This is a genomic window from Halobacillus sp. ABD4_316, from assembly GCF_056161385.1.
Genome location: NZ_JBSWZA010000001.1, coordinates 797,514 through 819,323 on the forward strand (window position 1 = coordinate 797,514; position 21,810 = coordinate 819,323).

General features: G+C 46.3%; 22 protein-coding genes and 1 pseudogene. 2 read left to right on the plus strand and 21 right to left on the minus strand.

Annotation, left to right across the window (positions count from 1 at the left end; genetic code table 11):
• Positions 1-4: 4 nt before the first annotated feature.
• The 3 genes from ACXAJH_RS04335 to ACXAJH_RS04345 form a co-directional block, all read right to left on the minus strand.
• Entirely contained in the window at positions 5-430 is a 426-nt protein-coding gene (locus ACXAJH_RS04335; RefSeq protein ID WP_027954594.1) for a DMT family transporter, read from the minus strand.
• A 106-nt stretch (positions 431-536) separates the two neighbouring features.
• On the minus strand, positions 537-2,060 hold the full coding sequence (locus ACXAJH_RS04340; RefSeq protein WP_027954595.1) for a potassium/proton antiporter: 1,524 nt from the start codon (positions 2,058-2,060) through the stop codon (positions 537-539).
• 88 nt (positions 2,061-2,148) lie between these two features.
• Positions 2,149-3,051 (minus strand): NAD(P)/FAD-dependent oxidoreductase, encoded by a 903-nt coding sequence (locus ACXAJH_RS04345; RefSeq protein ID WP_474993468.1) that lies wholly within the window; start codon positions 3,049-3,051, stop codon positions 2,149-2,151.
• A gap of 148 nt (positions 3,052-3,199) precedes the next feature.
• Between ACXAJH_RS04345 and abc-f the strand changes: the two genes are divergently transcribed.
• Both abc-f and ACXAJH_RS04355 read left to right on the plus strand, forming a co-directional pair.
• Positions 3,200-4,756: a ribosomal protection-like ABC-F family protein gene (gene abc-f, locus ACXAJH_RS04350; protein ID WP_474971306.1), complete on the plus strand. Its 1,557-nt coding sequence runs from the start codon at positions 3,200-3,202 to the stop codon at positions 4,754-4,756.
• A 344-nt stretch (positions 4,757-5,100) separates the two neighbouring features.
• The gene (locus ACXAJH_RS04355; protein WP_474968845.1) at positions 5,101-5,742 is read left to right on the plus strand and encodes a YczE/YyaS/YitT family protein; all 642 of its coding nucleotides are present in this window, start codon (positions 5,101-5,103) and stop codon (positions 5,740-5,742) included.
• A 125-nt stretch (positions 5,743-5,867) separates the two neighbouring features.
• Here the strand turns inward: ACXAJH_RS04355 and ACXAJH_RS04360 are convergent, their stop codons facing one another.
• The 18 genes and pseudogenes from ACXAJH_RS04360 to ACXAJH_RS04445 form a co-directional block, all read right to left on the minus strand.
• Complete coding sequence (locus ACXAJH_RS04360) at positions 5,868-6,272, minus strand: NUDIX hydrolase (protein ID WP_474968846.1); 405 nt, start codon at positions 6,270-6,272, stop codon at positions 5,868-5,870.
• 57 nt (positions 6,273-6,329) lie between these two features.
• The gene (locus ACXAJH_RS04365; protein WP_474993174.1) at positions 6,330-7,412 is read right to left on the minus strand and encodes an NAD(P)H-dependent flavin oxidoreductase; all 1,083 of its coding nucleotides are present in this window, start codon (positions 7,410-7,412) and stop codon (positions 6,330-6,332) included.
• A 34-nt stretch (positions 7,413-7,446) separates the two neighbouring features.
• A complete protein-coding gene (locus ACXAJH_RS04370) occupies positions 7,447-7,797 on the minus strand; it encodes a VOC family protein (protein WP_474968848.1) in 351 nt (116 codons plus the stop codon).
• Positions 7,798-7,827: 30 nt separating this feature from the next.
• The gene (locus ACXAJH_RS04375) at positions 7,828-8,364 is read right to left on the minus strand and encodes a GNAT family N-acetyltransferase (RefSeq protein WP_027954602.1); all 537 of its coding nucleotides are present in this window, start codon (positions 8,362-8,364) and stop codon (positions 7,828-7,830) included.
• Positions 8,365-8,489: 125 nt separating this feature from the next.
• A complete protein-coding gene (locus ACXAJH_RS04380; RefSeq protein ID WP_474970409.1) occupies positions 8,490-8,972 on the minus strand; it encodes a GyrI-like domain-containing protein in 483 nt (160 codons plus the stop codon).
• Positions 8,973-9,053: 81 nt separating this feature from the next.
• Positions 9,054-9,230, minus strand: a pseudogene (locus ACXAJH_RS04385) (helix-turn-helix transcriptional regulator); the annotation flags it as partial.
• A gap of 748 nt (positions 9,231-9,978) precedes the next feature.
• Complete coding sequence (locus ACXAJH_RS04390; RefSeq protein ID WP_474993175.1) at positions 9,979-11,082, minus strand: hypothetical protein; 1,104 nt, start codon at positions 11,080-11,082, stop codon at positions 9,979-9,981.
• 235 nt (positions 11,083-11,317) lie between these two features.
• Positions 11,318-11,602, minus strand: coding sequence for a putative quinol monooxygenase (locus ACXAJH_RS04395; protein ID WP_474968850.1), 285 nt, complete (start codon positions 11,600-11,602; stop codon positions 11,318-11,320).
• Between the two features lie 200 nt (positions 11,603-11,802).
• On the minus strand, positions 11,803-13,011 hold the full coding sequence (locus tag ACXAJH_RS04400; RefSeq protein ID WP_474993176.1) for a Bcr/CflA family efflux MFS transporter: 1,209 nt from the start codon (positions 13,009-13,011) through the stop codon (positions 11,803-11,805).
• Between the two features lie 489 nt (positions 13,012-13,500).
• Complete coding sequence (locus ACXAJH_RS04405; RefSeq protein ID WP_474993178.1) at positions 13,501-14,529, minus strand: phosphotriesterase family protein; 1,029 nt, start codon at positions 14,527-14,529, stop codon at positions 13,501-13,503.
• Between the two features lie 116 nt (positions 14,530-14,645).
• Complete coding sequence (locus ACXAJH_RS04410; RefSeq protein ID WP_474992213.1) at positions 14,646-15,581, minus strand: nucleoside hydrolase; 936 nt, start codon at positions 15,579-15,581, stop codon at positions 14,646-14,648.
• Positions 15,582-15,604: 23 nt separating this feature from the next.
• The gene (locus ACXAJH_RS04415; RefSeq protein ID WP_474992215.1) at positions 15,605-16,369 is read right to left on the minus strand and encodes a putative hydro-lyase; all 765 of its coding nucleotides are present in this window, start codon (positions 16,367-16,369) and stop codon (positions 15,605-15,607) included.
• A 205-nt stretch (positions 16,370-16,574) separates the two neighbouring features.
• A complete protein-coding gene (locus ACXAJH_RS04420) occupies positions 16,575-16,847 on the minus strand; it encodes a hypothetical protein (RefSeq protein WP_474993180.1) in 273 nt (90 codons plus the stop codon).
• A 122-nt stretch (positions 16,848-16,969) separates the two neighbouring features.
• Positions 16,970-18,184 carry a NupC/NupG family nucleoside CNT transporter gene (locus tag ACXAJH_RS04425; protein ID WP_474993469.1) on the minus strand — a complete coding sequence of 405 codons (1,215 nt, stop codon included), beginning with the start codon at positions 18,182-18,184 and terminating at the stop codon, positions 16,970-16,972.
• Positions 18,185-18,349: 165 nt separating this feature from the next.
• Positions 18,350-19,114, minus strand: a complete 765-nt coding sequence (locus tag ACXAJH_RS04430) for a TerC family protein (protein ID WP_474968856.1) — start codon at positions 19,112-19,114, stop codon at positions 18,350-18,352.
• A 220-nt stretch (positions 19,115-19,334) separates the two neighbouring features.
• Complete coding sequence (locus ACXAJH_RS04435) at positions 19,335-20,282, minus strand: hydroxyacid dehydrogenase (protein WP_474993181.1); 948 nt, start codon at positions 20,280-20,282, stop codon at positions 19,335-19,337.
• 221 nt (positions 20,283-20,503) lie between these two features.
• Positions 20,504-20,722: a PF20097 family protein gene (locus tag ACXAJH_RS04440; protein WP_474992222.1), complete on the minus strand. Its 219-nt coding sequence runs from the start codon at positions 20,720-20,722 to the stop codon at positions 20,504-20,506.
• A 97-nt stretch (positions 20,723-20,819) separates the two neighbouring features.
• The gene (locus ACXAJH_RS04445) at positions 20,820-21,722 is read right to left on the minus strand and encodes a DUF4367 domain-containing protein (RefSeq protein ID WP_474993183.1); all 903 of its coding nucleotides are present in this window, start codon (positions 21,720-21,722) and stop codon (positions 20,820-20,822) included.
• Between the last annotated feature and the right edge of the window lie 88 nt (positions 21,723-21,810).

Here is a 21,810-nt window from a genome sequence, read left to right on the forward strand (position 1 = left end):
TAAATCAAAGTTGAAAAAGGATCACGCCAAGCACCATCATCGTCAGTCCTGCCGCCTGCCTCAGGGTAATTGGTATTTTCTTCTCACCAAACCATCCGCGTGATTCAATGATAAAGGCGGTACCAATCTGCGCGACGAGTAAAACAGCAATAGCAGCAGCCGGACCGATCTGATGGATAGCGGTTAATTCGGAAAAGACGACAATGACACCGAAAGTCCCTCCGGTCAAATATACGAAGGGAACACGCGCAAAGCTCTTCCCTTTTCCATCTCTTACTTTCATATAAATGGAGAATGAAATGGCAAAGGCCACCAAATGAACCATTGATGTTGTATGCCAGCCGCCAATGGAATCACTCATTCTCGCGTTGAAAATGCCCTGCAGGGTGATACAAAGACCTCCAAGCAGGGAAAATAATGCACCTTTCATACGTCAGCCTCCTGTTCTTCCTATATTAAAAAGGAAGACAGAGCACCCGGAAAGGACATATGTCCTTTTTCGTCATAGATGCAAAAAAAATACAGAAACAGACACGTTAGTTGACCGCGTCCTGTTTCTGCTTTTCTTTTTGTTTCTCTTTACTTTTTTTCACCCGCTCCTCCAGTGTCCGCTTCAACTGGGCCTTATACTTCTCCTCGACAAGGATGTATAAAAAGTCCCCAGCGTGAATCTCTGTCTCTCCGTAAGGGGTAATCACTTCGTTATCGCGTATAATGGCACTGATATTGGCACGGTTGGGAAAGCTTACCTCATGCAGTTTTTTTCCGACAACCGCTGATTCAGCATTGGTCTGGTATTGAATCATCTCTGCCTTGGCTTTCCCCATCGATATAAGTTCGATGCTGTGGTGGGGCACATCCTTTTTCGGACCTACCAATGTCATCTTCTTGGCTACATAGGAAATCGTCGATCCCTGCACAAGGGCTGATGTCAGAACAACAAAGAAAACGAGGTTAAACAAGCTCTGGCTGTTTTCCAAGCCTTCTACAATTGGGAACGTAGCGAGAACGATAGGGACAGCTCCCCGCAAACCAGCCCACGATATAAACAACTTTTCCTTATTCGAGTAGTTCATGCCAAGTAATGACAAAAATACGGCGGCGGGGCGGGCAATTAAAATAAGCACCGCCGAAAGCAGAAGACCATTGATCATGATCGGGGCGGTGAACAATTCACTCGGAAAAACAAAAAGGCCGAGAATCACAAACATTAAAATCTGCGCCATCCATGCAAAGCCTTCGTTAAACTGAAAGATGGAATACCGGTATGTCAATTCGCTATTACCAATCACAAGCGCCGCTACGTATACTCCAAGAAAGCCACTGCCTCCGCTGAATGCTGTTATGCTGTAAGTAGCCAGGGCAAAGGCTACCGAGAAAATCGGATAAAGAGCACTGGAATCCAGTTTAATCTTATTAATCGAAACCGAAGCGAGTTTCCCTAACACAAAACCAAATACAAGACCGAGACCCATCTGGAAGAAAAAGCGGGGAATCAGCATCCACAGGGATGTATCCGGTGAAGTAATCAATTCAATGAAAGATAAAGTCAAGAAGACGGCCATCGGGTCGTTCGTCCCTGACTCGGCCTCAAGCGTCGCTCCCATTTTCGCCTTGATATTCCTTTCTTTCAAGGCAGCGAAAACGGCTGCAGCATCAGTGGATCCTACAATGGCACCAAACAAGAGGCTCTCCAACAGACTGAGTTCAAACAGAAAATAGACGGAAAACCCGGCAATCATCGAGGTAAGGAGCACACCAAGGGTGGCGAGTGACAGAGACGGAAGTGCAACAGACTTCACTGTAGCCCACTTCGTATGGAGCCCGCCTTCAAATAGAATAATGACAAGGGCAAATACACCTATCAACTGTGCCGTTGATGCATCGTTGAAATAAACGATGCCGAGGCCCTCACTTCCGAATAACATGCCGATCAAAATGAATAAAATAAGCGCCGGGATCCCCCAGCGGCTTGAGAATTTAGCTACGAATACACCGCTGAAAAGTAATAAAGCGGTTAATAATAAAAATGAGTCTGTTCCAAAAGCTTCGAAAAACATGGAAGGTCTATGCTCCTTCGTTGGTAATGGGGATTTTGAGGAAAAAGACGTGAGTCATCTATAATTATCCTACAGGACCCGGCCAAAATCAAAAAGACTGCCTGTGAAGCCATTTGTGAATCCAAACCGCCGCCTGAGCTCCATCGGCTGCCGCTGTACTGACCAGCTGAGAATGCATCAAAATATCCCCAGCAGCCCAGACGCCTTCAATATTTGTCATTTTCGTTCGGGGCTCCACGAGAACGTGTCCTTTATCATCCTGAATGACACCGAGAGAGTAAGCCAATTCGGTTCGGGGGCGGCTTCCACCAAAAGCAAGGAAGATTTTTTCCACAGCCCAGGACTCTCCAGTGGAACTTCTCAAGGACTGGACCTGTCCAAGATGATGGGCAAGGTCCGTAACCACCGCTTCATAGACAGGGATTTCCTTATCCTCAAGCCCTCTTCTTTTCTCAGCAGTCAATGGAAGGGCACCATGATTGACATAAATAATATCTCTCGTCCAGTAATAGATGGTTTCCACCATGTCCGCCCCTGGGTCTCCGCACCCCCAGACAGCTGTCCGTTTGCCTTTCACTTCATACCCGTCGCAATCCGGACAAATATAGACAGAAACCCCCAGACACTCCTGTAAACCAGGAACATACGGGTATGCATCCTGGACACCTGTAGCGAACAAAAGACTTTTACCTTTGTACACGCGGTCTTTCCGGGTCTGGACAATAAAATCTGTGAAAGACTTATGAACACGGCTGACCTCTTCTTCCACACGCGTAACTCCAAGAGCCTCTACTTGTTTCAGACCACGCCTTCTCAATGTATCCCCGCTGACACCTTCCGGAAAACCAAGCAGGTTACTGTATTTCCGGCACGCCGAGGACCTCCCTGAACCAGCATCTACGATAAGGACGCTCCGCATATACCTTCCAAGCTGGACGGCTGCCTGCAGCCCGGCCGGACCTCCTCCTATAATAATGCAGTCATATTTCATCGTATCCACGCCCGTTCAACCTTTTCGCTTACCTTTCCCACGTGCGGATTATTTACTCTTTTTTTCTCCGCACCCTGTCATCCAGCGTCCATCCCCTTTATAATGAGTAAGAGCAATTTTACTACAAGGAAAAAAGGTGTTTACGACTATGAGTTTACTAACAGTAAAAAACCTGAGCCACGGCTTTGGTGACCGTGCGATTTTCGAGGATGTGTCCTTCCGTCTTTTAAAAGGGGAGCACATCGGGTTGATCGGTGCCAATGGCGAAGGTAAATCAACGTTTATGAATATCATTACTGGAAAACTTGAACCGGATGCCGGTTCCATCACCTGGTCCAAGCGGATCCGGATTGGTTATCTTGACCAACACGCAGACCTTGCCAAGGGCATGACCATCCGTGACGTGCTGAGAACAGCTTTTCAGTATTTATTTGATATGGAGCAGGAAATGAACAACCTCTTCGCAAAAATGGGAGAAGTCTCTCCGGAAGAACTGGAAACCCTCCTGGAGGAAACCGGAAGCATTCAGGATATGCTGACCAACAATGATTTTTACACCATTGATGCAAAGGTGGATGAAGTCGCCAATGGGATCGGGCTGGATGATATCGGCCTTGAGCGTGATGTCCACGACTTGAGCGGTGGTCAGAGGACGAAAGTGCTGCTTGCCAAGCTGCTGCTGGAAAAACCGGATATCCTGCTTCTGGATGAGCCGACCAACTATTTGGACGTCGAACATATTGAATGGCTGCGCACTTACCTGCAGCAGTATGAGAATGCCTTTATTCTCATCTCTCACGACATTCCTTTCCTGAACAGTGTAGTCAATTTGATCTATCACATGGAAAACCAGGAGCTGAACCGTTATCCGGGAGATTATGAGGAATTTCAAAGAGTATATGAAATGAAGAAACAGCAGCTGGAGGCCGCTTATAAAAAGCAGCAGAAGGAAATCGCCAGCCTCAAGGATTTCGTAGCCCGCAATAAAGCCAATGCCGCTACAAGTAAAATGGCGATGAGCCGCCAGAAAAAGCTGGATAAGATGGATGTCATCGAACTGGATAAAGAAAAACCGAAACCGAGCTTCCAATTCAAGCAGGCCCGTACACCGGGAAAGTATCTATTTGAGACGAAAGACCTCGTCATCGGCTACGACGAGCCTCTGTCCCGTCCTTTGAATTTATCTATGGAACGCGGCCAGAAAATAGCCCTCTCCGGGGCAAACGGAATCGGTAAGACGACCCTGCTGAAAAGTATCCTCGGGGAAATTCAACCTGTCTCCGGATCCGTGGAACTTGGAGAACACCTGCACATCGGATACTTCGAACAGGAGCTGACCGATGTGGGAAGCCGCACCTGTATTGAAGAAGTGTGGGAAGAATTCCGGCACTTCACCCAGTATGAAGTACGCGCCGCCCTCGCTAAGTGCGGGCTGACTAGAAAACACATTGAGAGCAAAGTCCAGGTGCTCAGTGGTGGAGAAAAAGCAAAAGTCCGCCTCTGTAAGCTGATCAATAAAGAAACCAATCTTCTCGTTCTTGACGAGCCGACCAATCACCTGGATGTGGATGCCAAAGCTGAACTGAAAAGAGCCCTTAAGGAATATAAGGGCAGCGTTCTGCTCATTTCACACGAACCGGAATTTTACCAGGATATCGTGACGGATGTATGGAATTGCGAAGACTGGACGACGAAAGTCTTTTAATGGAAAAAGGCTGCATCCTTGTCAGCAGCTTTCGACCACACGGCAAAAAGGGGAGGTTTTCTGTTGGACAGAAAACCTCCCCTTTTTATTTCAACATGACAGAGGCAGTTTTTTTATTCAGGAAGGAGCTCAGACTACTCTACTGCTGCAGAAAAAAAGCCTTAAAAGCTGAGTCCGATTTTTGAATTCCGGACTTTTCTAAAGACTGTCATAAGAGCGCAACCGCTTCCATTCCTCTTCCAAAATTTTATGATTGACACCCCCTCTTACACCCTAATAAAATGTGGTGAGAAATTTAGAGAGTGCTGTGCATTTTCATTTGGAAAAGGAAGGGAGGAACATGTATGCTTTACCGCTCAATCGTCTATCTGACCGGTATGCTTATTAACTTCTTCGGTGTTGCGCTGCTTATCAATGCCACACTGGGAGCTGGATTCTGGACGTCATTTTTCATCGGGGTTTCTGACCACCTCGGATTTACGGTCGGTTTCTGGTACGGGGTTTTTCAGCTGATAATTATCTTCATCAATGCAAAGCTCATGAAATCAATGCCTGAAATCCGGGCGGTCATCCCTGTATTTCTGGAAAGTCTCATCCTGGACTTCTGGCTTGAAATCGTCTTTGCAAGTGTAAACTTAACGGCTGCCCCGTTCTTCGTAAAAGTTGTGACTCTGCTTGCCGGTGTCATCATTATCGGTATTGGTGTAGCCATCTACATTCTGCCGGAATTCCCGAGAGCGCCTGTCGATCAGCTTTTCCTTGCTGTCAGTGAACGTTTCCAATTAAGCCTGCAGGCAGGTCAGACGATTGTAGCGGTCATCATGACCTCTCTGGCCTTCCTTATTGGAGGACCTGTGGGACTTGGAACACTGGCCCCTATGCTGTTTCTCGGTCCCGTGATCCAACTGGCTTATACAAAAGTTTATCCGCTGTATCACCGACTGCCGGCAGCAGCAGATCAAGCCTATCAGGAAGCTCCATATTAAAGCATAATCGAATTATTTTACCAACCGCCTGCAGAGAAACCTCATGTTTCCCTGCAGGCTTTTTCATTCATCCTCCTCCCATTCATAACAAAAACCCGGGCTTCTTAACGCCCGGGTTTCTCTCTTTACCATTCACATAAAAAGGGCTGATTCTTTTCATCCAGACACGCCTGAATCCTTTCCAGGAAATTCGTCCATGTGACAAGCTTTTCAGCCTCTTCCAAATTGAAAAATCCAACATCCAGAGCCTCTGCGGTCGTTTTCAATTCTCCTCCAATCACTTTTCCAATGAAAAGGGCATTACAGATAGACCGATCAACGTTTTGAAAAATGCCGCAGAACCGGATCACTTCAATCTTCAATCCACATTCCTCTTCAGCCTCCCTGACAGCAGCTGCCGTTAAGGATTCTCCTTCCTCCACCTGCCCACCGGGAATCTCCCAGCCCCGCTTCGGCCCCTGAATCAGTACAAATCTTCCTTCTTCATTCAATATGACCGTCGCTGCCGATATGATGTGCTTTGGTGCCATTCCTCCCGCGACCTCCCCCTTATTATGTAAACTGTCCGTATGTTCACCTGCTCTTCCTTATGTAGATGACCAGGTGATGGGCAGCACCCGATGTTCTTCAACATAGGATACAAGATCACTGATTACTTCTCCAGCTGAAGTGTCTCTGCTGAGCCTTGGGCTCTGCCCCGACCAGAGGGACATGTATTCCGGGTTTCCTTTGGCTGCGGAGGCCTGTCTGATCGCTTTTGTCATTTGGTTTTGCAAAGGGTATGGGAGCAGGTCCTCATGTCTGCTCAACGATTTTGTAAAAGTGTTACGGATGCCCCGGGCCGGCTTTCCGCTGAAGGCGCTGGTTAATGTCATTTCATCTTCTCTGGCCTTTTGGATCATCTCCTTATGCAACTCATGGGCTCCGCTCTCCCGGCTTGTTACGAAGGCGGTTCCCATCTGGACCCCTTCAGCGCCAAGGGAGAGAGCAGCCGAAAAACCACGGCCATCCATGATTCCGCCCGCTCCAACAACTGGAACCTTCACCGCATCTACGACCTGGGGAATGAGTGAAAAGAGACCGATCATGCTCTTTTCAAAACTCTGCAGGAAAGAGCCTCTGTGCCCGCCTGCTTCACTTCCCTGAGCAACGACGATATCCATGCCTTTCATTTCATTCAAAACAGCTTCTTCAACAGTTGTAGCTGTTCCTATTGTAATGACACCTGAATGTTTCAATGCTTTCATCACCCTTCCTGAAGGGAGACCGAATGTAAAGCTTACGACTGGTATCTTCTCTTCCAATACGACATTGATCTGCTGTTCAAACAATTCCACATCAAGAAAGGGGTCCTGACGTTCGTGTACAGCCAATTTATCATAGTAGGGTTCCAGCGCCTTATGGGCGGCTGTCACCTCTTCTCCACTTACTTCGGGATATTCTGGCACAAACAGGTTCACAGCAAATGCCCTGCTGGTTTTTTCTTTGATATTTTTAATGGCCGACCTCATTTCCTCAGGGTGCATATAGCCAACGCCGAGTGTACCGAGACCTCCATGGTTCGACACTTCTGCTATAAGGGACGGAGACGAAACTCCTCCTGCCATTCCCGCCTGTATGATGGGATACTTGATAGAAAGCATATGGACAAGTCGGTGTTGCTTCTCCATTTACCGAACCTCCTCTTTTCAGATGCATCCAATATCAACATTGACAGATCATCAGCAGATTGCCATCCGGATCTTTGAAATTAAAATAGTGGCGCTGGATTTCTGTCACAACATTGATGTTCTGAGACATCATGTAATCATAAGCAGCTTCTATATCTGTCGTATTCAAATGAAAAACCGGAATATCAAATGTTCTGCCGGGTTCATATATCCGGCTGTCCAAAACCGCTCCAGTCCCCTTCATCGGCAGGATGTACAAGTGGTCATGGACGATTTCACCGTCATTGGGTACACCTAATAGGCAGCAATACCAGTCACGGGATTTTTCTATATCCCGGACAGGGATAAAAACGGTCCCGATTTCATTTTTTACCGGAGTGGTCATATTACTTCCTCCTCTGTTTCGGTCTGCCTTTCAACGATAAAGAGCATCCGTCACAAGGATGCTGTACAAGTAGGAATCCCGCCAGCCTTGATCGAGTTTCAAATGCCCTCTCATCCGTCCTTCCTTCTCCATTCCGTTCTTTTCCAAAACACGGATGGCTGCGGCGTTGCGTGGATCACAGACAGCCTCAATTCTATGCAGGGTCAAGTTTTGGAATCCGTAGGAAATCATCTGCTCCGCCGCCTGTGTAGCGATGCCGCGTCCCCAGTACCCCGGGTGGATCACATAAGAGATCCGGCCGATTTCATTTTCCTTATCCAGAATATTCATTTCAGCAGCTCCGATCAAATGACCTTCTTCAATATCCGCCAGCCCCCAAACATACCTGGTCGGGTCCTCCACGCTCGTATCGGAAAGGACCTGCTCTATGTAAAGTTTCGTTTCTCTCTCTGAATTCGGTCCCCATGCCTGAAAACGACAGACGTCAGAAATGGACGCATAGCTGTGGACCGCTTCCCAGTCCTCTGATGTAATCTCCCGCATAAAGAAATTCGTTGCTGTTTTCATTCGTCTGCTCCTCTCAATATCCATACTCTTCCTTTACCCTTACCCTTTACTTCTCCCTGGGAACAGAAAAATCCTTTTCCCAACAAAAAAAAGCACAATTCGGGAATGAATTGTGCTTACAACCATCACTTCTGCACGGGGATCCAAATCTCAGAAAAGTAATCGTTCCTATAAGGATCTCCTTCAGGATAGACTTCGAGTTCAGGACCGGGGGACTGTGTGTAGCTGCTTGAAGGAAACCATTCGGAATAAATTTGTTCCCACTTCTCCTGCATCGCCTGAGGCATTGGACCCTTCACTTCAAATACAGCCCAGACAGCTTTTGGAATGGAGATGGAGGTCATAGAGGCAGGAACTTCGTTCACACTGGCTGCAGCAATCGAGTAATCAATGACACCTTCTTTTTCATCCGACCGATCTTCACAGATCCCCAAAATCCCTCTGACCGGTCCGTTATTCACTGCTGCGATTTCCTCAACCGTGCCATCCGTATTTAATTCCACCCACATCTCAGGGATTTTCTTTAGGTTTTCCCCGTGCAGACAGGATATTTCCCTTTTCACTCCAACAGCCTTAAACCCTTCCTTTTCCTCAATATGAAACTTCATCGGCTCAGCTCCTTTGATAGTTACTTGAATGACGAGGGGATAAAAAACAGTCACCTTCCTTTCAGGAAGCCTTATCTCTCTCGGCGGGCATCCATGCTGTTTTCGGAAGGCCCGTGCAAAAAATTCCGGGGATTCATAGCCATATCGATACGCAGCATCTATGACTCTGGTGTTCCCCTGCTTCAACTCCAGGGCTGCAAGTGTCAACCTTCTTCTTCTGATGTATTCCATTACCGTTGTACCTGTTAAAAGATGAAAAGTTCTTTGGAATTAAAACGGAGAAAGACAGGCCTCCCTGGCCGCTTCCTTCATCGAAAAATCCTCTTTCAAATGGCTTTCTAAATATTGAAGTGCTTTCTGCATTGTTTCAATGCCCTTCACATCTCTCCTCTCCTTTCCTTCTCTTTTACCTTAGCACGAGTAAACATTAAAAACCTGCCCTCCCATGCTCTTGGATGACAGGGTTGACGGTTGTAATGAAAAACCGTTGTCCGTTATCGTTCTGTATTTGGAATATCTTCATCTGTTTCTACATCTATCTCGTACACATCACCGGATGCGACGCTTTCTGAAATTCCATAAATGCCCATTTACACAGCGTTAACGTATGGCACCGTTTCTTCTCAGCCTCTTCCTTTCCTATAGTTCGCTTTTCATAGAAGAACCAATCTTTTCACCCTACTGTACGCATAAAAATAAATTCCCTCTGTTGTCCTACATCTTTAAATGATTCCCAGTCCATGCACCCATCTATTGGAGGAAGGATTTGAAATGAAACGAAAACAAGAGATGCATTTCTGCATCTCTTGAAAAAAGAACCGCTATTGTTTTCCTTTTTCCACAGCCTCGTGGATATGCTTTAAATATTTGTTCTGCTCGTCCATCTTAGTGGTGATTTTCCGTGTGTTCTTTTCTATCGTATTCGTGATGGACCAGAGCGATATAATAATGACTACAACAACTATAAGACTGATGACATATCCCTCCTCCGTCTATTACATATCATTTATTGGTAATTAATAACCGCAGGGTTTGGATCCAGCCTCAGCACATCTTCGGCACTCATCACCGGTTCGTCCTTTTTGTAAAAGATTTTAAATCCTCCGTACTGGACAGCTTCATTACGGACGAATTTGCGGTAAAGAGACATTTTAGTCGCTGAATCCCCCCACCCATCATAGTTGAGGACAACTTCAACGTTATCTGTCGGTGTGATGGCTTCCTTGTTTGTCAGCGCTTCATCCATGAATTGGTGGACGAGAATCATTTTATCCGGCAGGTCGTTTTCCTCCACCATCGTTGATAAATAATCCACTGCCTGCTGTACTTCTGCTCCATCTACCTGACCTAGATTCACTCCCGGCGTTTCGCCTTCAGCCACGTGAAATTCCGTATCGATGGCAAGATGGACATGCGGGAGTTTCAACCATTTTTCCAACAGCTTGACCTGATTCATCACAGAATCGGTCCCCAGCTGAACATCAAGCATCAACAAAGCATCATTCTCCTCAGCGAGTTCCGCGTAACGGTCGATATCTTCAGGCGAGGTGCGGTGATAATATTTACCTTCCGGACCAGGCGTGCGCTGCGCGACCGTACTGATCAACTCAATCATCGGAACAGCCGGTCGTTCAGGATCAGCGTTGGAATAGGCTTGTGTCTGTTCCTTTAGTTTTTCCATGAGTGCGTCGGGTTCCATTTCCCCAAGGATCCCCATATTTTCAGAATCCGGGTGCCCATAATAAGCAACGATTCTATGATCCTTCAAAGGGCCTGAACTTTCATCTTCAGCCCCTTTCACAAGTGTTTCTCCCACCGGCACCATCCGGGTCCGGTCACCCCCATGCGCCTCTGCAGACGGCATGTTGTTTAATTCTTCTTCGGTTAATCCTTCTTTTAAAGGAGCTGCTGAATCATCCGGCTCTACGGCTTTAAATGGTTGTTCCGTGTGCTGAGTATCTGATGAAGCCGATTCTGTCCCTTCGTTTTCCTTCGTTTCTTCTTCCGTTTCTGTTTTATTGTCCTGTTGATTCGAAGACGATTCTTCTGAGCATGCGGCTGCGATAACTCCCAGAATCAACACAAATAGTATCACTGTAATCTTTCTCATGCAGTCACTTCCTATGTAGTAGATTCAGTTTCCTACCTGATAGAAAACTTCCTATATCTTAACATAAGCCGTTGAATTATTTGATAGGTAGAATCGATTAGATTATTCACAGCAGATGACGATGATCCCGCCTGTATCATTGCTGTAACCTTGACCGTTTTTTGTTGATCTCTCTTTTTCCTTCTACACTTATGGAGAAAACCGCCCATAAAAAAACCGCCGGGAGACGGCGGTTTCACTGAACTTTTTCTAATTTATGAACTTCACGTGAGGAGGTCAGGTCTTTGGTCGCTTCACGATAGGCCTGATAATGGTCAGAATCGATATGCATCTGCAGCGCCTCCTGGTCCTTCCATGTTTCATAAAAAGCGAATACAGAAGCATCATCAAGAGAACGGTGAAGGACGTAATCGACACAACCCGCTTCGTTACGGGAAGGCTCGATCACTTTTTTCAATTCATTGAACAGTTCCTCCTCCCGTCCTTCTTTCGCTGTTAGAAATGCATGAATCGTTATCATAGTTATTCTCCTTTTTTTACAGCCCGGTCAGGCTGGTGACTTACTGCCTTTTCATTTTACAAAAACTCATGTCAGTAGAGAAATCATCCGCTCGTGAAGTGGACAAAGATCCGACACTTATTGTTCCCCAAAGCTTTCTTTCCATACCAGCATTCATCATATGGTGATTAAGAAAACTCATCCAAGAGGTGGTTCGCCGTTTAAGCAGACGCATGCTGATTTTTACTGGTGAGTGTAAAGAAGAGTACCGCTCCTATAAAGGATGTGCTGAATAAAATCAGTCCCATAGGTACAGCAGACGTTTCATCCAAACCGACCAGCGGTGAAACCACGGCTCCAAACAACAGCGGAAGCATACCGAGAACTGCACTGGCGCTTCCCGCGCGGTGGCCCTGATGTTCCATGGCAAGAGTGAATGTACTCGTCAGCACCATTCCCATCGCTGTCATATAAATGAAAATAGGAGTAACGATGGAATACAAAGGCCCTTCTATCCAAGTCATTACCAGTAGAAACCCTGTGGCGGTTACAGCTGTCAGAACAGCCGTACGCAGCAGGCTGCGCTCATGGATGATTCCTCCGAGACGACCGATCAAAAAGCTCCCTGTGATGATGGCAAGTCCATTCATTCCGAACAAGATACTGAAGACTTGGGGAGATACGTTATAAATGCCTTGATAAACGAACGGTGTTCCGGATACATAAGCGAAGCTTCCCCCATGGACAAAGCCGATGGTCAACGCATACCCAATGAAGGAACGATCTTTAAGCAGGCGTCCAATCGTCAAAATAGATTCTTTGACAGAGCTTGGAATCCTTTTCTCCTTTGGAAGAGTTTCCGGCATTTTCCCAATGACCGTCAAAACGATAGCCGCTCCGACAATACTTAAGAAAAAGAAAATCGTTTCCCATGTTGAAAATGGCAGCAGCAGAATCGCCCCTCCTGTCATCGGAGCAATCATTGGAGCGGTCGCATTAATAACCATCAATAATGCAAAAAACTTCGTCAATTCGCGTCCTGTAAACACATCACGCACAACCGCACGTGAGAGAACGATTCCTGCCGAAGCAGTAAAACCCTGCAGAAACCTTGCTATAACAAGAATAGTAATGTTCGGTGCCAGTGCACTCAAAAGTGAAGCAACAGAGAATAAAGCCAGAAAAATGGTTAATGGCTTTTTTCTGCCCCGCGCATCACTGATTGGACCTACGACGATCTGTCCAACAGCCAGACCTATAAGACAGGCGGTCAGGCTGAGCTGCACCAATGAAGCACTTGTATTTAGATCAGACGCGATAGCCGGAAAACTCGGCAGATACATATCAATATTCAGCGGACCCAGAATCCCGAGCATTCCAAGCAGAAACGCTAATCCGATTCTTTCTTTCCCTGTTGGGTTTTGTAACATTGTTCAAACACCTTCCTCTTTCTCTCTATCTGTAAATAATCCCTGCTATATATCCCTCAATCACCTGTTTGTTAAACTTCGATTTTATCCCTGTTCCTTTGAAAAGTCTATGTTTTTCTGTATGATTCACTGCTTTTGATTGAAAACAGCTTTACGAAAGCGGTCCCTTCATTAAATAAATAGCTCTGTTAAAGTCTGTGGTTGATATTTCAAACGATTACTAAATCGTTTCCGTCTGGAATCAGGTTCCGGTCCGTTGTTTACTCAGAGCATGGGATGGCAGGGAAAACCGTCCGCTTTCCGCGGGAAACGAAGTTTGAGGAGGCTCACGGTACCCCGTGGAAAGGGAGTCATTCCCAAGGCCGCCTCCTACAATCCCATGACAGAAAGGGGTGATCTGAGCTCACATGTTAAATAACAACACCAAGCAATAACAGAGCCAAATAAATAAAAGACCTGACTGTGTCAGGTCCATAATCCTTCCTTCTTTTACATCCATTCTGCCTGTGACTGCCTTTGTTCCGGCTGAGGTTCATAAGTTTGTCCAAAAAGCCTGGCGGGATTTCTGGAAAAGATCTGCTCCAGCTGCCCGCTGGTTACGGCTCCCTCCTCCAGTAGACCAGGAAGAATATGCTGGAATAAATAGTCCGGCTTCCAGTTTTTCAGGAGTTCCTTCAGGGCGTCAGGCATAACCGGGTCCCGGCCCCACCAGACGTTGACCGTATCATGGGAAAGAAACAGCTGGTCTTCATACCCTGATCCAAGAAGAGCCTTTAAAACAATTGTCCGCTGCTCATCCGAAGGGGCGCCGACTATTCCCTGAAGGCCCCAGCGATCCATCGCAAGATAGACTCCGTGCTTCAGCACCTGCAGATGTTCCGTAATATCTGTCGTTCCACACATGTGGCCGATCACAACCTTTTTAGGATCAGCTCCTTCTTCCATTAGGAAAGCTGCCTGTTCCGGCCCCATGGTTCCCTCCTGTGTATGGGTTAAAAGAACGATTCCTGTTTCTTTCTGCACTCGTACCGCTGCCCGGAAAAACATGCGCTCATACTCAGTAATTTCCCCTTTGCTCGAAGCCAGCTTGATGATGCCCGGTTTAATACCGGTTCCTTCTATCCCTCCGGTTATTTCTGCTTTGAATAATTGATAGATTTCCTCTTCAGCTGTTCCAAGCTGCTGACGGAACTTGAAGTAAGGGGTGGCCCCTTCCCCTTCATAGTAATAACCGGTGGCACAAATAATGTTCAGGCCGCTCGCTTCAGAAACGGCTCTGAGCAGTTCTACATGACGTCCGCATTCATTCGGAGTAGGATCGACGACCGTTTCAACCCCCTGCGTCTGCATCAATTCGGCCACTTTAAGGCCCTGTTGTTTTTTCTCTTCAAAATCAAATCCTCCAAGGGTCAGGTCCCCTTGGAAACCAGGATACCCAAAGAAAAAGTGTTCATGAATCAACGTTTTGCCAAGCTTGTCCGCCTTGATCGGTCCTGTTACCGTTTCAACGTACTGCATGGACTCCTCCTCCTTTATTATACCTACCAGTCAGTATGTTAAGGCCAAAAAATAACCTTATCTCAAGGATAAGGTTATTTATCAGAATATTCAATTCACTTATAAAAATATAGCGGTTAGTCGATGTAGGAGCGCAAAGCTTTTTCAAAAACATTCCAGAACTTTTCCTTGTCCAAATGAACAGCAAAATGGACATTCGGTTCTTTTTTCGTTACACCAAGGAGATCGACACTTGTCATACCCGTAGTATATTCTCCTCTTGTCTCCACGTCCACATGCACATGCCTGCATTCGAAGATGTCTGGTTCTATAAGGTACATAGCTGTACACGCGTCATGAATGGGTCCGGCTTCAAAGTTAAAGACATCTTTATACGTTTTCGAAAAGAATTCCAGAAGCTCAAAAACAAATTGGGCAGCGGGGTGATCGACAGCTGCAACCCTGTCCATAATATCCCGGTCGGCGAGTGCTTGATGTGTCACATCAAGACCAAACATCGTAATCGGAATGCCGCTTTTGAATACGTGCTCAGCCGCTTCTGCATCCACCCATATATTAAATTCGGCCGCTGGCGTCCAGTTCCCGAACGTTCCCCCGCCCATCAAGACGATTTCCTCAATATTGTTCTTAATCCCGGGCTCCTTGATGAGAGCTGAGGCAATATTTGTCAAAGGACCTGTCGGGACGAGCGTGATTTTCTGTTCTGATTGAAGAGCTTTTTCAATAATCAAGTCCACCGCATGCTGTTCAACCGGCTCTTTTGTCGGAACGGTTGGAAGTTCGGGACCGTCAAGCCCCGATTTCCCATGAAAATCTCCTGCTGTCACCGGACCGCCTGTTAAAGGTTTTGCCGCTCCCTCAGCCACTGGAACGTCCAGTCCTATCATTCCACAAACATGTAAAGCATTGGATGTACATTTCTCCACTTCTACATTTCCGGCCACGGTCGTTATCGCTTCGATTTGAAGCGGACTTATTTGAGAAGCTGCTAAAATAATTGATATGGCATCATCATGGCCGGGGTCACAGTCGAGAATCACTTTCCTTCCCATGGTACACACCTCCCCTTCCCACATCAGGAATAATTTGGATCTTTTTCGTCTGTAATAAGCATGTGTCCGGGCGCATGGGTTATCATAATCGAAGGCTGTGCCTGAAGGGCGGCATTCTGCGGAGTTACGCCGCATGCCCAGAATACCGGTGTCATTTCATCCCTGTCGAAGGTAACAGCTTCACCATAATCCGGTTGTTGAATGTCGTCGATTCCGATCTGCTCCGGAGAACCGATATGAACAGGCTCACCATGGGAAGATTCAAATTGCTGGGAGATTTCCAAAGCCTGATCGACTAAATGATTCGGAACGGCACGCATACTTACAACCATATTTCCTTTGAAGATGCCTGCTTCTTTAAGGGGAATATTCGTATCAAACATTGGGACGACTTTGTTCTGGTCTTGATGGAGCAAAGGAATCCCCCCGTCAAGAAGGGCCTGTTCAAAGGTAAAGGAACATCCAATGAGAAAAGTAACAAAGTCATCCTGCCAGACTTCGTTCAAATCCAGGACTTCCTCTGAAAAGAAGCCGTTTCTATAAATCCGATAGCGCGGGAGATCGGTGCGGATATCCGCATCTGCGGAAGCCGGATTCGTCACCCCCGCTTCCATAACTTCCACAACCGGACATGGTTTTGGGTTTCTCATACAGAATAAAAGAAAATCGAAAGCGTAGGCTTTCGGGAGCGTTACCAGATTGGTTTGTATATACTGTTCACACAAGCCGGAAGTTGTTCCAGTCAACTCCTGACTTCGAAATTTCATTCGTGTTTCCAATGGATTCATACCAACACCCTCTCTTGTCTATGGTTCTATTATAGCGAAAAGAACCCTGATTTTTAAATCATTCCAAGTATTCTGCAATTTTATGAAGCAGAACTCTTTGTACATCCAGTCTACCCGGGAGGGCAGGTTTTATCTTTTCCGGCAGAAAAGTTTACGATAACAATCGTACCATGCCAAATACCCGGGGAGTGCCCCCGGGTATGCTTCAGGATATTAAGTCTGCTAGAAAGTTGAAAAAGGCGAGCCATGCTAAGGAAGCGGCACTCATAGCCAGTACGAATATAGATAATATGGGATGAAACCCTTTTTTATACTGGGCCTGAAATATGAAGAGAGCAGAAACAACGATGCCTGCAGCGAAGGCAAAGCCGAACAATAGATTAATCACCCCTTCAAAGGTGAAATCATATCTGAAAATGATGGTAAGCATGTATAGAATATCTATAGCAGCCAGAATAATTAAAAGACTTCTCTTCACGAATACTCCTCCAATTGTAATCTGTAGTCCTTCCTCCTTTGCCTTTTCCATAAAAAGATAAACGTACGGATGTTCGAACAGAGCACACAAAAAAACACCTGAGCATCTCAGGTGCTTTCGTCTTATAACAGAAACATTCCAGCAATACTGGCAGAAAGGAAATTGGCCAGTGTTGCGGCAGCGACAGCTTTAAGACCCAGGTTGGCTACGTCTTTCCTCCTGTCAGGAGCAAGGCCGCCAAGGGCGCCGATCTGTACGCCGATACCAGACAGGCTGCCAAAACCTGTTAATGCAAAGGTCGTCACAATCTCTGCCTTCGCACTTAATTCGCTTTTAGCTTCACCAAGACTGGAAAACGCAACAAATTCATTGGCCATGATTTTCTCCCCAATAAATCCAGCTGCTCTAACAGCCTCTTCCCAAGGGACACCAATCACGAATGCCAGAGGAGCCAGCACATATCCAAGCAGCTGCTGAATGGTAATCGTAAAGCCGAACAAACCACCGATCCAGCTGACCATCCCGTTCAACAGGGCCAGAAGGGCGATGAAAGACAGCAGGATCGCTCCGATATTCAAGGCCAGCCGTAAACCGGTCACCGCTCCGTTTGCCACAGCATCGAATACGTTCGACGTATCGCTGTCTTCCGGATTGATATCAGAGAACTCTTCCGAACGCGGCTCAGTCTCTGGAAGAAACAATTTAGCCATCACAAGGGCCGCCGGTGCAGCCATAAAAGAAGCGGCCAGCAGATACTCTACGTTAATGCCGAGAAGTGTATATCCTACAAGCGTTGACCCGGCTATAGAGGTGAATCCACCAGTCATCACAGCAAACAATTCCGATTTGGAAATTTTGGATATAAATGGACGGATCAATAACGGCGCCTCTGTCTGTCCGACAAAAATGTTCCCTGCAGCATTGATGCTTTCCACCTTCGTCGTGCCGAGAACTTTAGACAGGAATCCTCCGATCAGCTTTATGACGATCTGCATAATACCAAGGTGATACAATACAGCAATCAAGGAACTGAAGAATATAATTGTCGGCAGGACTTGAAAGGCGAACAGCATGCCCATCCCTTCCTGATTGATCAGCGGTCCATAAAGGAAACCGATTCCTTCCTCTGTGTATCCGATCAGCTTACTTACTCCGGAAGACATGGCTCCGAGTAGTTTCTGCCCTCCACTGGTTGCGAAAACCAGGAAGGCAAAAGAAACCTGTAGCAGAAGACCTGCGCCAACGGTTCTCCAGCGAATCGCTTTTCTTTTTGTTGAAAATAGCAGGGCCAGAATGAAGACGACACTCACTCCGCCTAACCCCCATAAGATATTTATCATGTTGAAACCCCTCTTCCTTTTCATCCACTGTTTCATGTACTGCCGTTTCGAACTAAAGGATAAATGATACCAGTTGAAAAAAAGGGCCGCAATAGGTTTATAACAAGTAAGAATTGTCCGATAATGCAAAAAAATGGACCCCTTCTATGGGATCCATTTTCATTAAGAAGCATTTTTTTCGTAGGCTCTGTTCAGGTGACGACCAGACAGGAACCAGCCACCGACAGCGATACCAAGTAAAAGGGTCCAGAAGATCACCGTCCACACAAGACCATGAGCGAAATGTTCATCCAGTATACCGACATCCTTATGGGATAACGTTATGACAGCAAGTTTCACCCCGACCCAGGCAACAATTAGATAAGCCGTCGTCTCCAAACTTGGACGTGTTTCTAAAAGCTTCACGAACCAGGAAGCAGCGAATTTAATCAAGACCAAACCGGCAATACCTGCTGTTATAACCACGATGAATTGACCACCGTCCATGCCTCCGATTACTGGCAGCGGTGAATCCGGAAGCGCAAGAGCCAGCGCCACAGCAGCAAGGATGGAGTCGATAGCGAAAACCAAATCGGCAAACCCGATTTTCACAACCGTCGGCCAGAATCCCTTTCCTTTTCCTTCCTGTGCTGTTTCTTCATCGTCACTCTCCCTCGATAATATATTTTTCAAACCAAGGTAGATCAGGTAGGCGGCACCAAGAGCCTGCACCTGCCATACACTGGCGATGAACGATATAGCAAATAAAGCACTGAAACGGAAAACAAAAGCACCGATAATTCCATAATTGATCGCCCGTTTCTTCTGGTCCTCCGGCAGATGTTTAGCTATCACGGCGAGAACAAGAGCATTATCCGCAGATAACAAACCTTCAAGACCGATTAAAATTAACAGGGTCCACCCGTATTCAATCCAAATAGATTCCATGTTTTATTCCCCTTCCTGATGAAGGCTTCTGTATCGTTTACAGAAGCACACAAAAAGACCCTTACCCTGATTGGTAAAGGTCCTGCCAGCAGCATGTATGCCGCCAGTAAAGCCGAGAGCGGAAACTCTGTCATGATGACTTTACTGTTAAAGCTACTCCCCTTCATAACTAGTAAAACTATAGCAGAAGGATAGAGAAGTGGTCAATACAGCTTAAAAACTATACACGGCACAAAGAAGGGATGCCTTGAAGTTCCTGATTCACTTCCGCCGCAATCATAACAGAAATCCTCTTCTGCGATTCCTCTGTTAAACCGGCGATGTGAGGGGTCAGCCTGACGCCCGGTGCATGGAGGATAGGGTTTTCAGGTTGGACAGGTTCATTTTCCAGCACATCGAGAAAAGCACCTGCCAAACGCCCTTCATGTAAGGTGTCAGCCAGAGCAGTCTCATCGACAATGCCGCCCCTTGCGGTATTGATGACCCAGGCAGAAGGTTTCATCATCCGTAAGGCTTCTCTGTCCACAAGGTTTTTCGTAGCCGCATTGAATGGCACGTGAATGGAAAGAAAATCGGACGTCCTCAGTACGTCTTCCCATTCTTTTTTCACAACGCCCGTTTCGTCAATCATATAATCATATTCAGTACGAAAAGGATCATAGCCGATCACATTCATACCGAAAGCCTTTGCCCGTTTTGCTGTCCTGTGAGAAATCTCCCCCAGACCAATGAACCCGAGCGTTTTTCCACTTATTTCAAATCCGGTATGTACCTTTCTTTCCCACTTGCCTTCAGTCACACTCTTATGGGCTTCATGCAGAGGGCGGCCGGCGCTGAGAACCGCCTGCATCACATACTCCGCCACAGACACGGCATTCGCGTTTTTAGCTGAGATGACAGAAATCCCCCGGTTTTCCGCTTCGTTCCGTTCAATATTATCCAAACCTACGCCCAGCCGGCCGATGACCTTAAGAATTGGTGCACAGCTCAACAGCTCCTCATCCACCTGGGTCTGGTTCCGTACAATCAACGCATCAGCGTCCCGAAGATGCTCCAGCAGTCCTCTTCTGTTCTTATACCATTCTTTATCGTATGTTACTTCGTGGCCTTGATTCTCAAGAATCTCCACGCCCTCCGGCCATATTACTTCACTTATGAGAATATTCACAGTTCTCCCACCCTTTCCTTTCTTTCATTAAACCATTTTGTTGGAGAAGGGACAAAGGATGTCGTATGGTTTATCGAATTTGAAGGATAATCAATCAAGGTGACCAACCAGCAGTCAGAAAAAGACTGCGCCGATCCAAGGTTCCTTAGAGAATCCCGTGCGGTTTCCTTTACACCTCTTTCTCAGGATGCCTTTTTAAAATCCGTTCATCTCCGTCATTTCTACTGCTCATAGCCGAATATCACCTTTTGACAGGCTTCACACCTATGAGCTGGAATCTTCCTTACTTTAAGAAGCGCACTTTCTACCAGAACCTCACTGCCAAAATCCATAACAATCGAATCAGGCGATTCTGACCAGCAAATCTTCCGCGGAGAGAATATGTATCCCGCTTTGAGTTTACGGCCACAGTCAGGGCATAGCATGATGTCCTTGTTCATTTTTTCAGCACCACCTTTTTAATGCTTGGAAGGGAACAGCGGACTCTTTTGGTTATAAAACGCTTTAACCTCCACATAAATAGACATGAGCTTCCACTTATTCAAAAGACTCCGCTACTAAAACGAGGGTATCTTTAGATAACTGCTCCAGACGACTTTCGAGTTTATAGGTAATAGCTTCTGCCGTCCATTTCAAATATTTTGTGTTGTTATCCACGGCATACTTTCCTGTACCATCATCAACAGCAATCTCTTCCGTTTCCATGCCCTCCAATGGAAGGTCTCCCTCTTTCATCGTGGTCAATGTCATGGATTCTCCCGACTCACCATGAAAAATAAACACTAAAAGAGTATCTTTATCTTCCTTCGTTCCAGCTTTTATTTCGACACCATGCACCTCATAAGGCATCACTTGAGGGAATTGGGGCTGAAACGATTCATCTGAAGAACGGGTCTCCAGACTTGAATGGTCATACTCATATAATCCGTCCGATGTTTTTTCCACGGTATCAAAAGCATGCCTCAATGCCTGGCCCTCCGTAAAATAGATCCGAGTGATTTCCCCATCTTCATTTGTGTTTACTCTCCCACGAACATCAGCCGTTTCACCATTATCTACATTCACCTGGTAATCAAAAATATAATCTGTTGCTACGTCGCTTTGCTGGATGTCTTTATTTTCCACTTCCATCTTCACTTCACTGCTGTACGCTTGTTGGTGATACCTTGTAAGCAGATTCGTCTTCATCGCCTGATCCATATAATCCTCCGTTAAATAGGGTGCGAACTGCTCCGTATAATAGGCATGAACCTTTTCATAACTGCCTTCTTCATACAACTCTTTAACCTCTTCTCCCGGTCCTGTGAACAGCTGCGTGAGCACTTTCGATACATCATCTTTCGTTGTGGTATTTTCTTCATGGTCTAAAGAAGACTGGGAAGATGTGCATCCTGCAGTAAAAAAAAGAACAGCAAAGACAATGGAAACCTTTTTGATCATGAAACAACCTCCACCTCTTCTTCTTTCCTGACTCTACGAACACCAGGGGTATCCAGTTTCAAAATTTAGTAAATGATTCCTTATTTTA

What these genes read in the sequence shown, in the direction of transcription:
- ACXAJH_RS04430 (WP_474968856.1), bottom strand. Translation starts at nt 19,114, where the DNA reads ATGGAATCTATTTGGATTGAATACGGGTGGACCCTGTTAATTTTAATC.
- ACXAJH_RS04395 (WP_474968850.1), bottom strand. Translation starts at nt 11,602, where the DNA reads ATGATAACGATTCATGCATTTCTAACAGCGAAAGAAGGACGGGAGGAG.
- ACXAJH_RS04335 (WP_027954594.1), bottom strand. Translation starts at nt 430, where the DNA reads ATGAAAGGTGCATTATTTTCCCTGCTTGGAGGTCTTTGTATCACCCTG.
- ACXAJH_RS04440 (WP_474992222.1), bottom strand. Translation starts at nt 20,722, where the DNA reads ATGAACAAGGACATCATGCTATGCCCTGACTGTGGCCGTAAACTCAAA.
- ACXAJH_RS04380 (WP_474970409.1), bottom strand. Translation starts at nt 8,972, where the DNA reads ATGAAGTTTCATATTGAGGAAAAGGAAGGGTTTAAGGCTGTTGGAGTG.
- ACXAJH_RS04370 (WP_474968848.1), bottom strand. Translation starts at nt 7,797, where the DNA reads ATGACCACTCCGGTAAAAAATGAAATCGGGACCGTTTTTATCCCTGTC.
- ACXAJH_RS04345 (WP_474993468.1), bottom strand. Translation starts at nt 3,051, where the DNA reads ATGAAATATGACTGCATTATTATAGGAGGAGGTCCGGCCGGGCTGCAG.
- ACXAJH_RS04415 (WP_474992215.1), bottom strand. Translation starts at nt 16,369, where the DNA reads ATGAATCCATTGGAAACACGAATGAAATTTCGAAGTCAGGAGTTGACT.
- ACXAJH_RS04390 (WP_474993175.1), bottom strand. Translation starts at nt 11,082, where the DNA reads ATGAGAAAGATTACAGTGATACTATTTGTGTTGATTCTGGGAGTTATC.
- abc-f (WP_474971306.1), top strand. Translation starts at nt 3,200, where the DNA reads ATGAGTTTACTAACAGTAAAAAACCTGAGCCACGGCTTTGGTGACCGT.
- ACXAJH_RS04405 (WP_474993178.1), bottom strand. Translation starts at nt 14,529, where the DNA reads ATGCAGTACGTTGAAACGGTAACAGGACCGATCAAGGCGGACAAGCTT.
- ACXAJH_RS04340 (WP_027954595.1), bottom strand. Translation starts at nt 2,060, where the DNA reads ATGTTTTTCGAAGCTTTTGGAACAGACTCATTTTTATTATTAACCGCT.
- ACXAJH_RS04375 (WP_027954602.1), bottom strand. Translation starts at nt 8,364, where the DNA reads ATGAAAACAGCAACGAATTTCTTTATGCGGGAGATTACATCAGAGGAC.
- ACXAJH_RS04445 (WP_474993183.1), bottom strand. Translation starts at nt 21,722, where the DNA reads ATGATCAAAAAGGTTTCCATTGTCTTTGCTGTTCTTTTTTTTACTGCA.
- ACXAJH_RS04355 (WP_474968845.1), top strand. Translation starts at nt 5,101, where the DNA reads ATGCTTTACCGCTCAATCGTCTATCTGACCGGTATGCTTATTAACTTC.
- ACXAJH_RS04410 (WP_474992213.1), bottom strand. Translation starts at nt 15,581, where the DNA reads ATGGGAAGGAAAGTGATTCTCGACTGTGACCCCGGCCATGATGATGCC.
- ACXAJH_RS04400 (WP_474993176.1), bottom strand. Translation starts at nt 13,011, where the DNA reads ATGTTACAAAACCCAACAGGGAAAGAAAGAATCGGATTAGCGTTTCTG.
- ACXAJH_RS04360 (WP_474968846.1), bottom strand. Translation starts at nt 6,272, where the DNA reads ATGGCACCAAAGCACATCATATCGGCAGCGACGGTCATATTGAATGAA.
- ACXAJH_RS04365 (WP_474993174.1), bottom strand. Translation starts at nt 7,412, where the DNA reads ATGGAGAAGCAACACCGACTTGTCCATATGCTTTCTATCAAGTATCCC.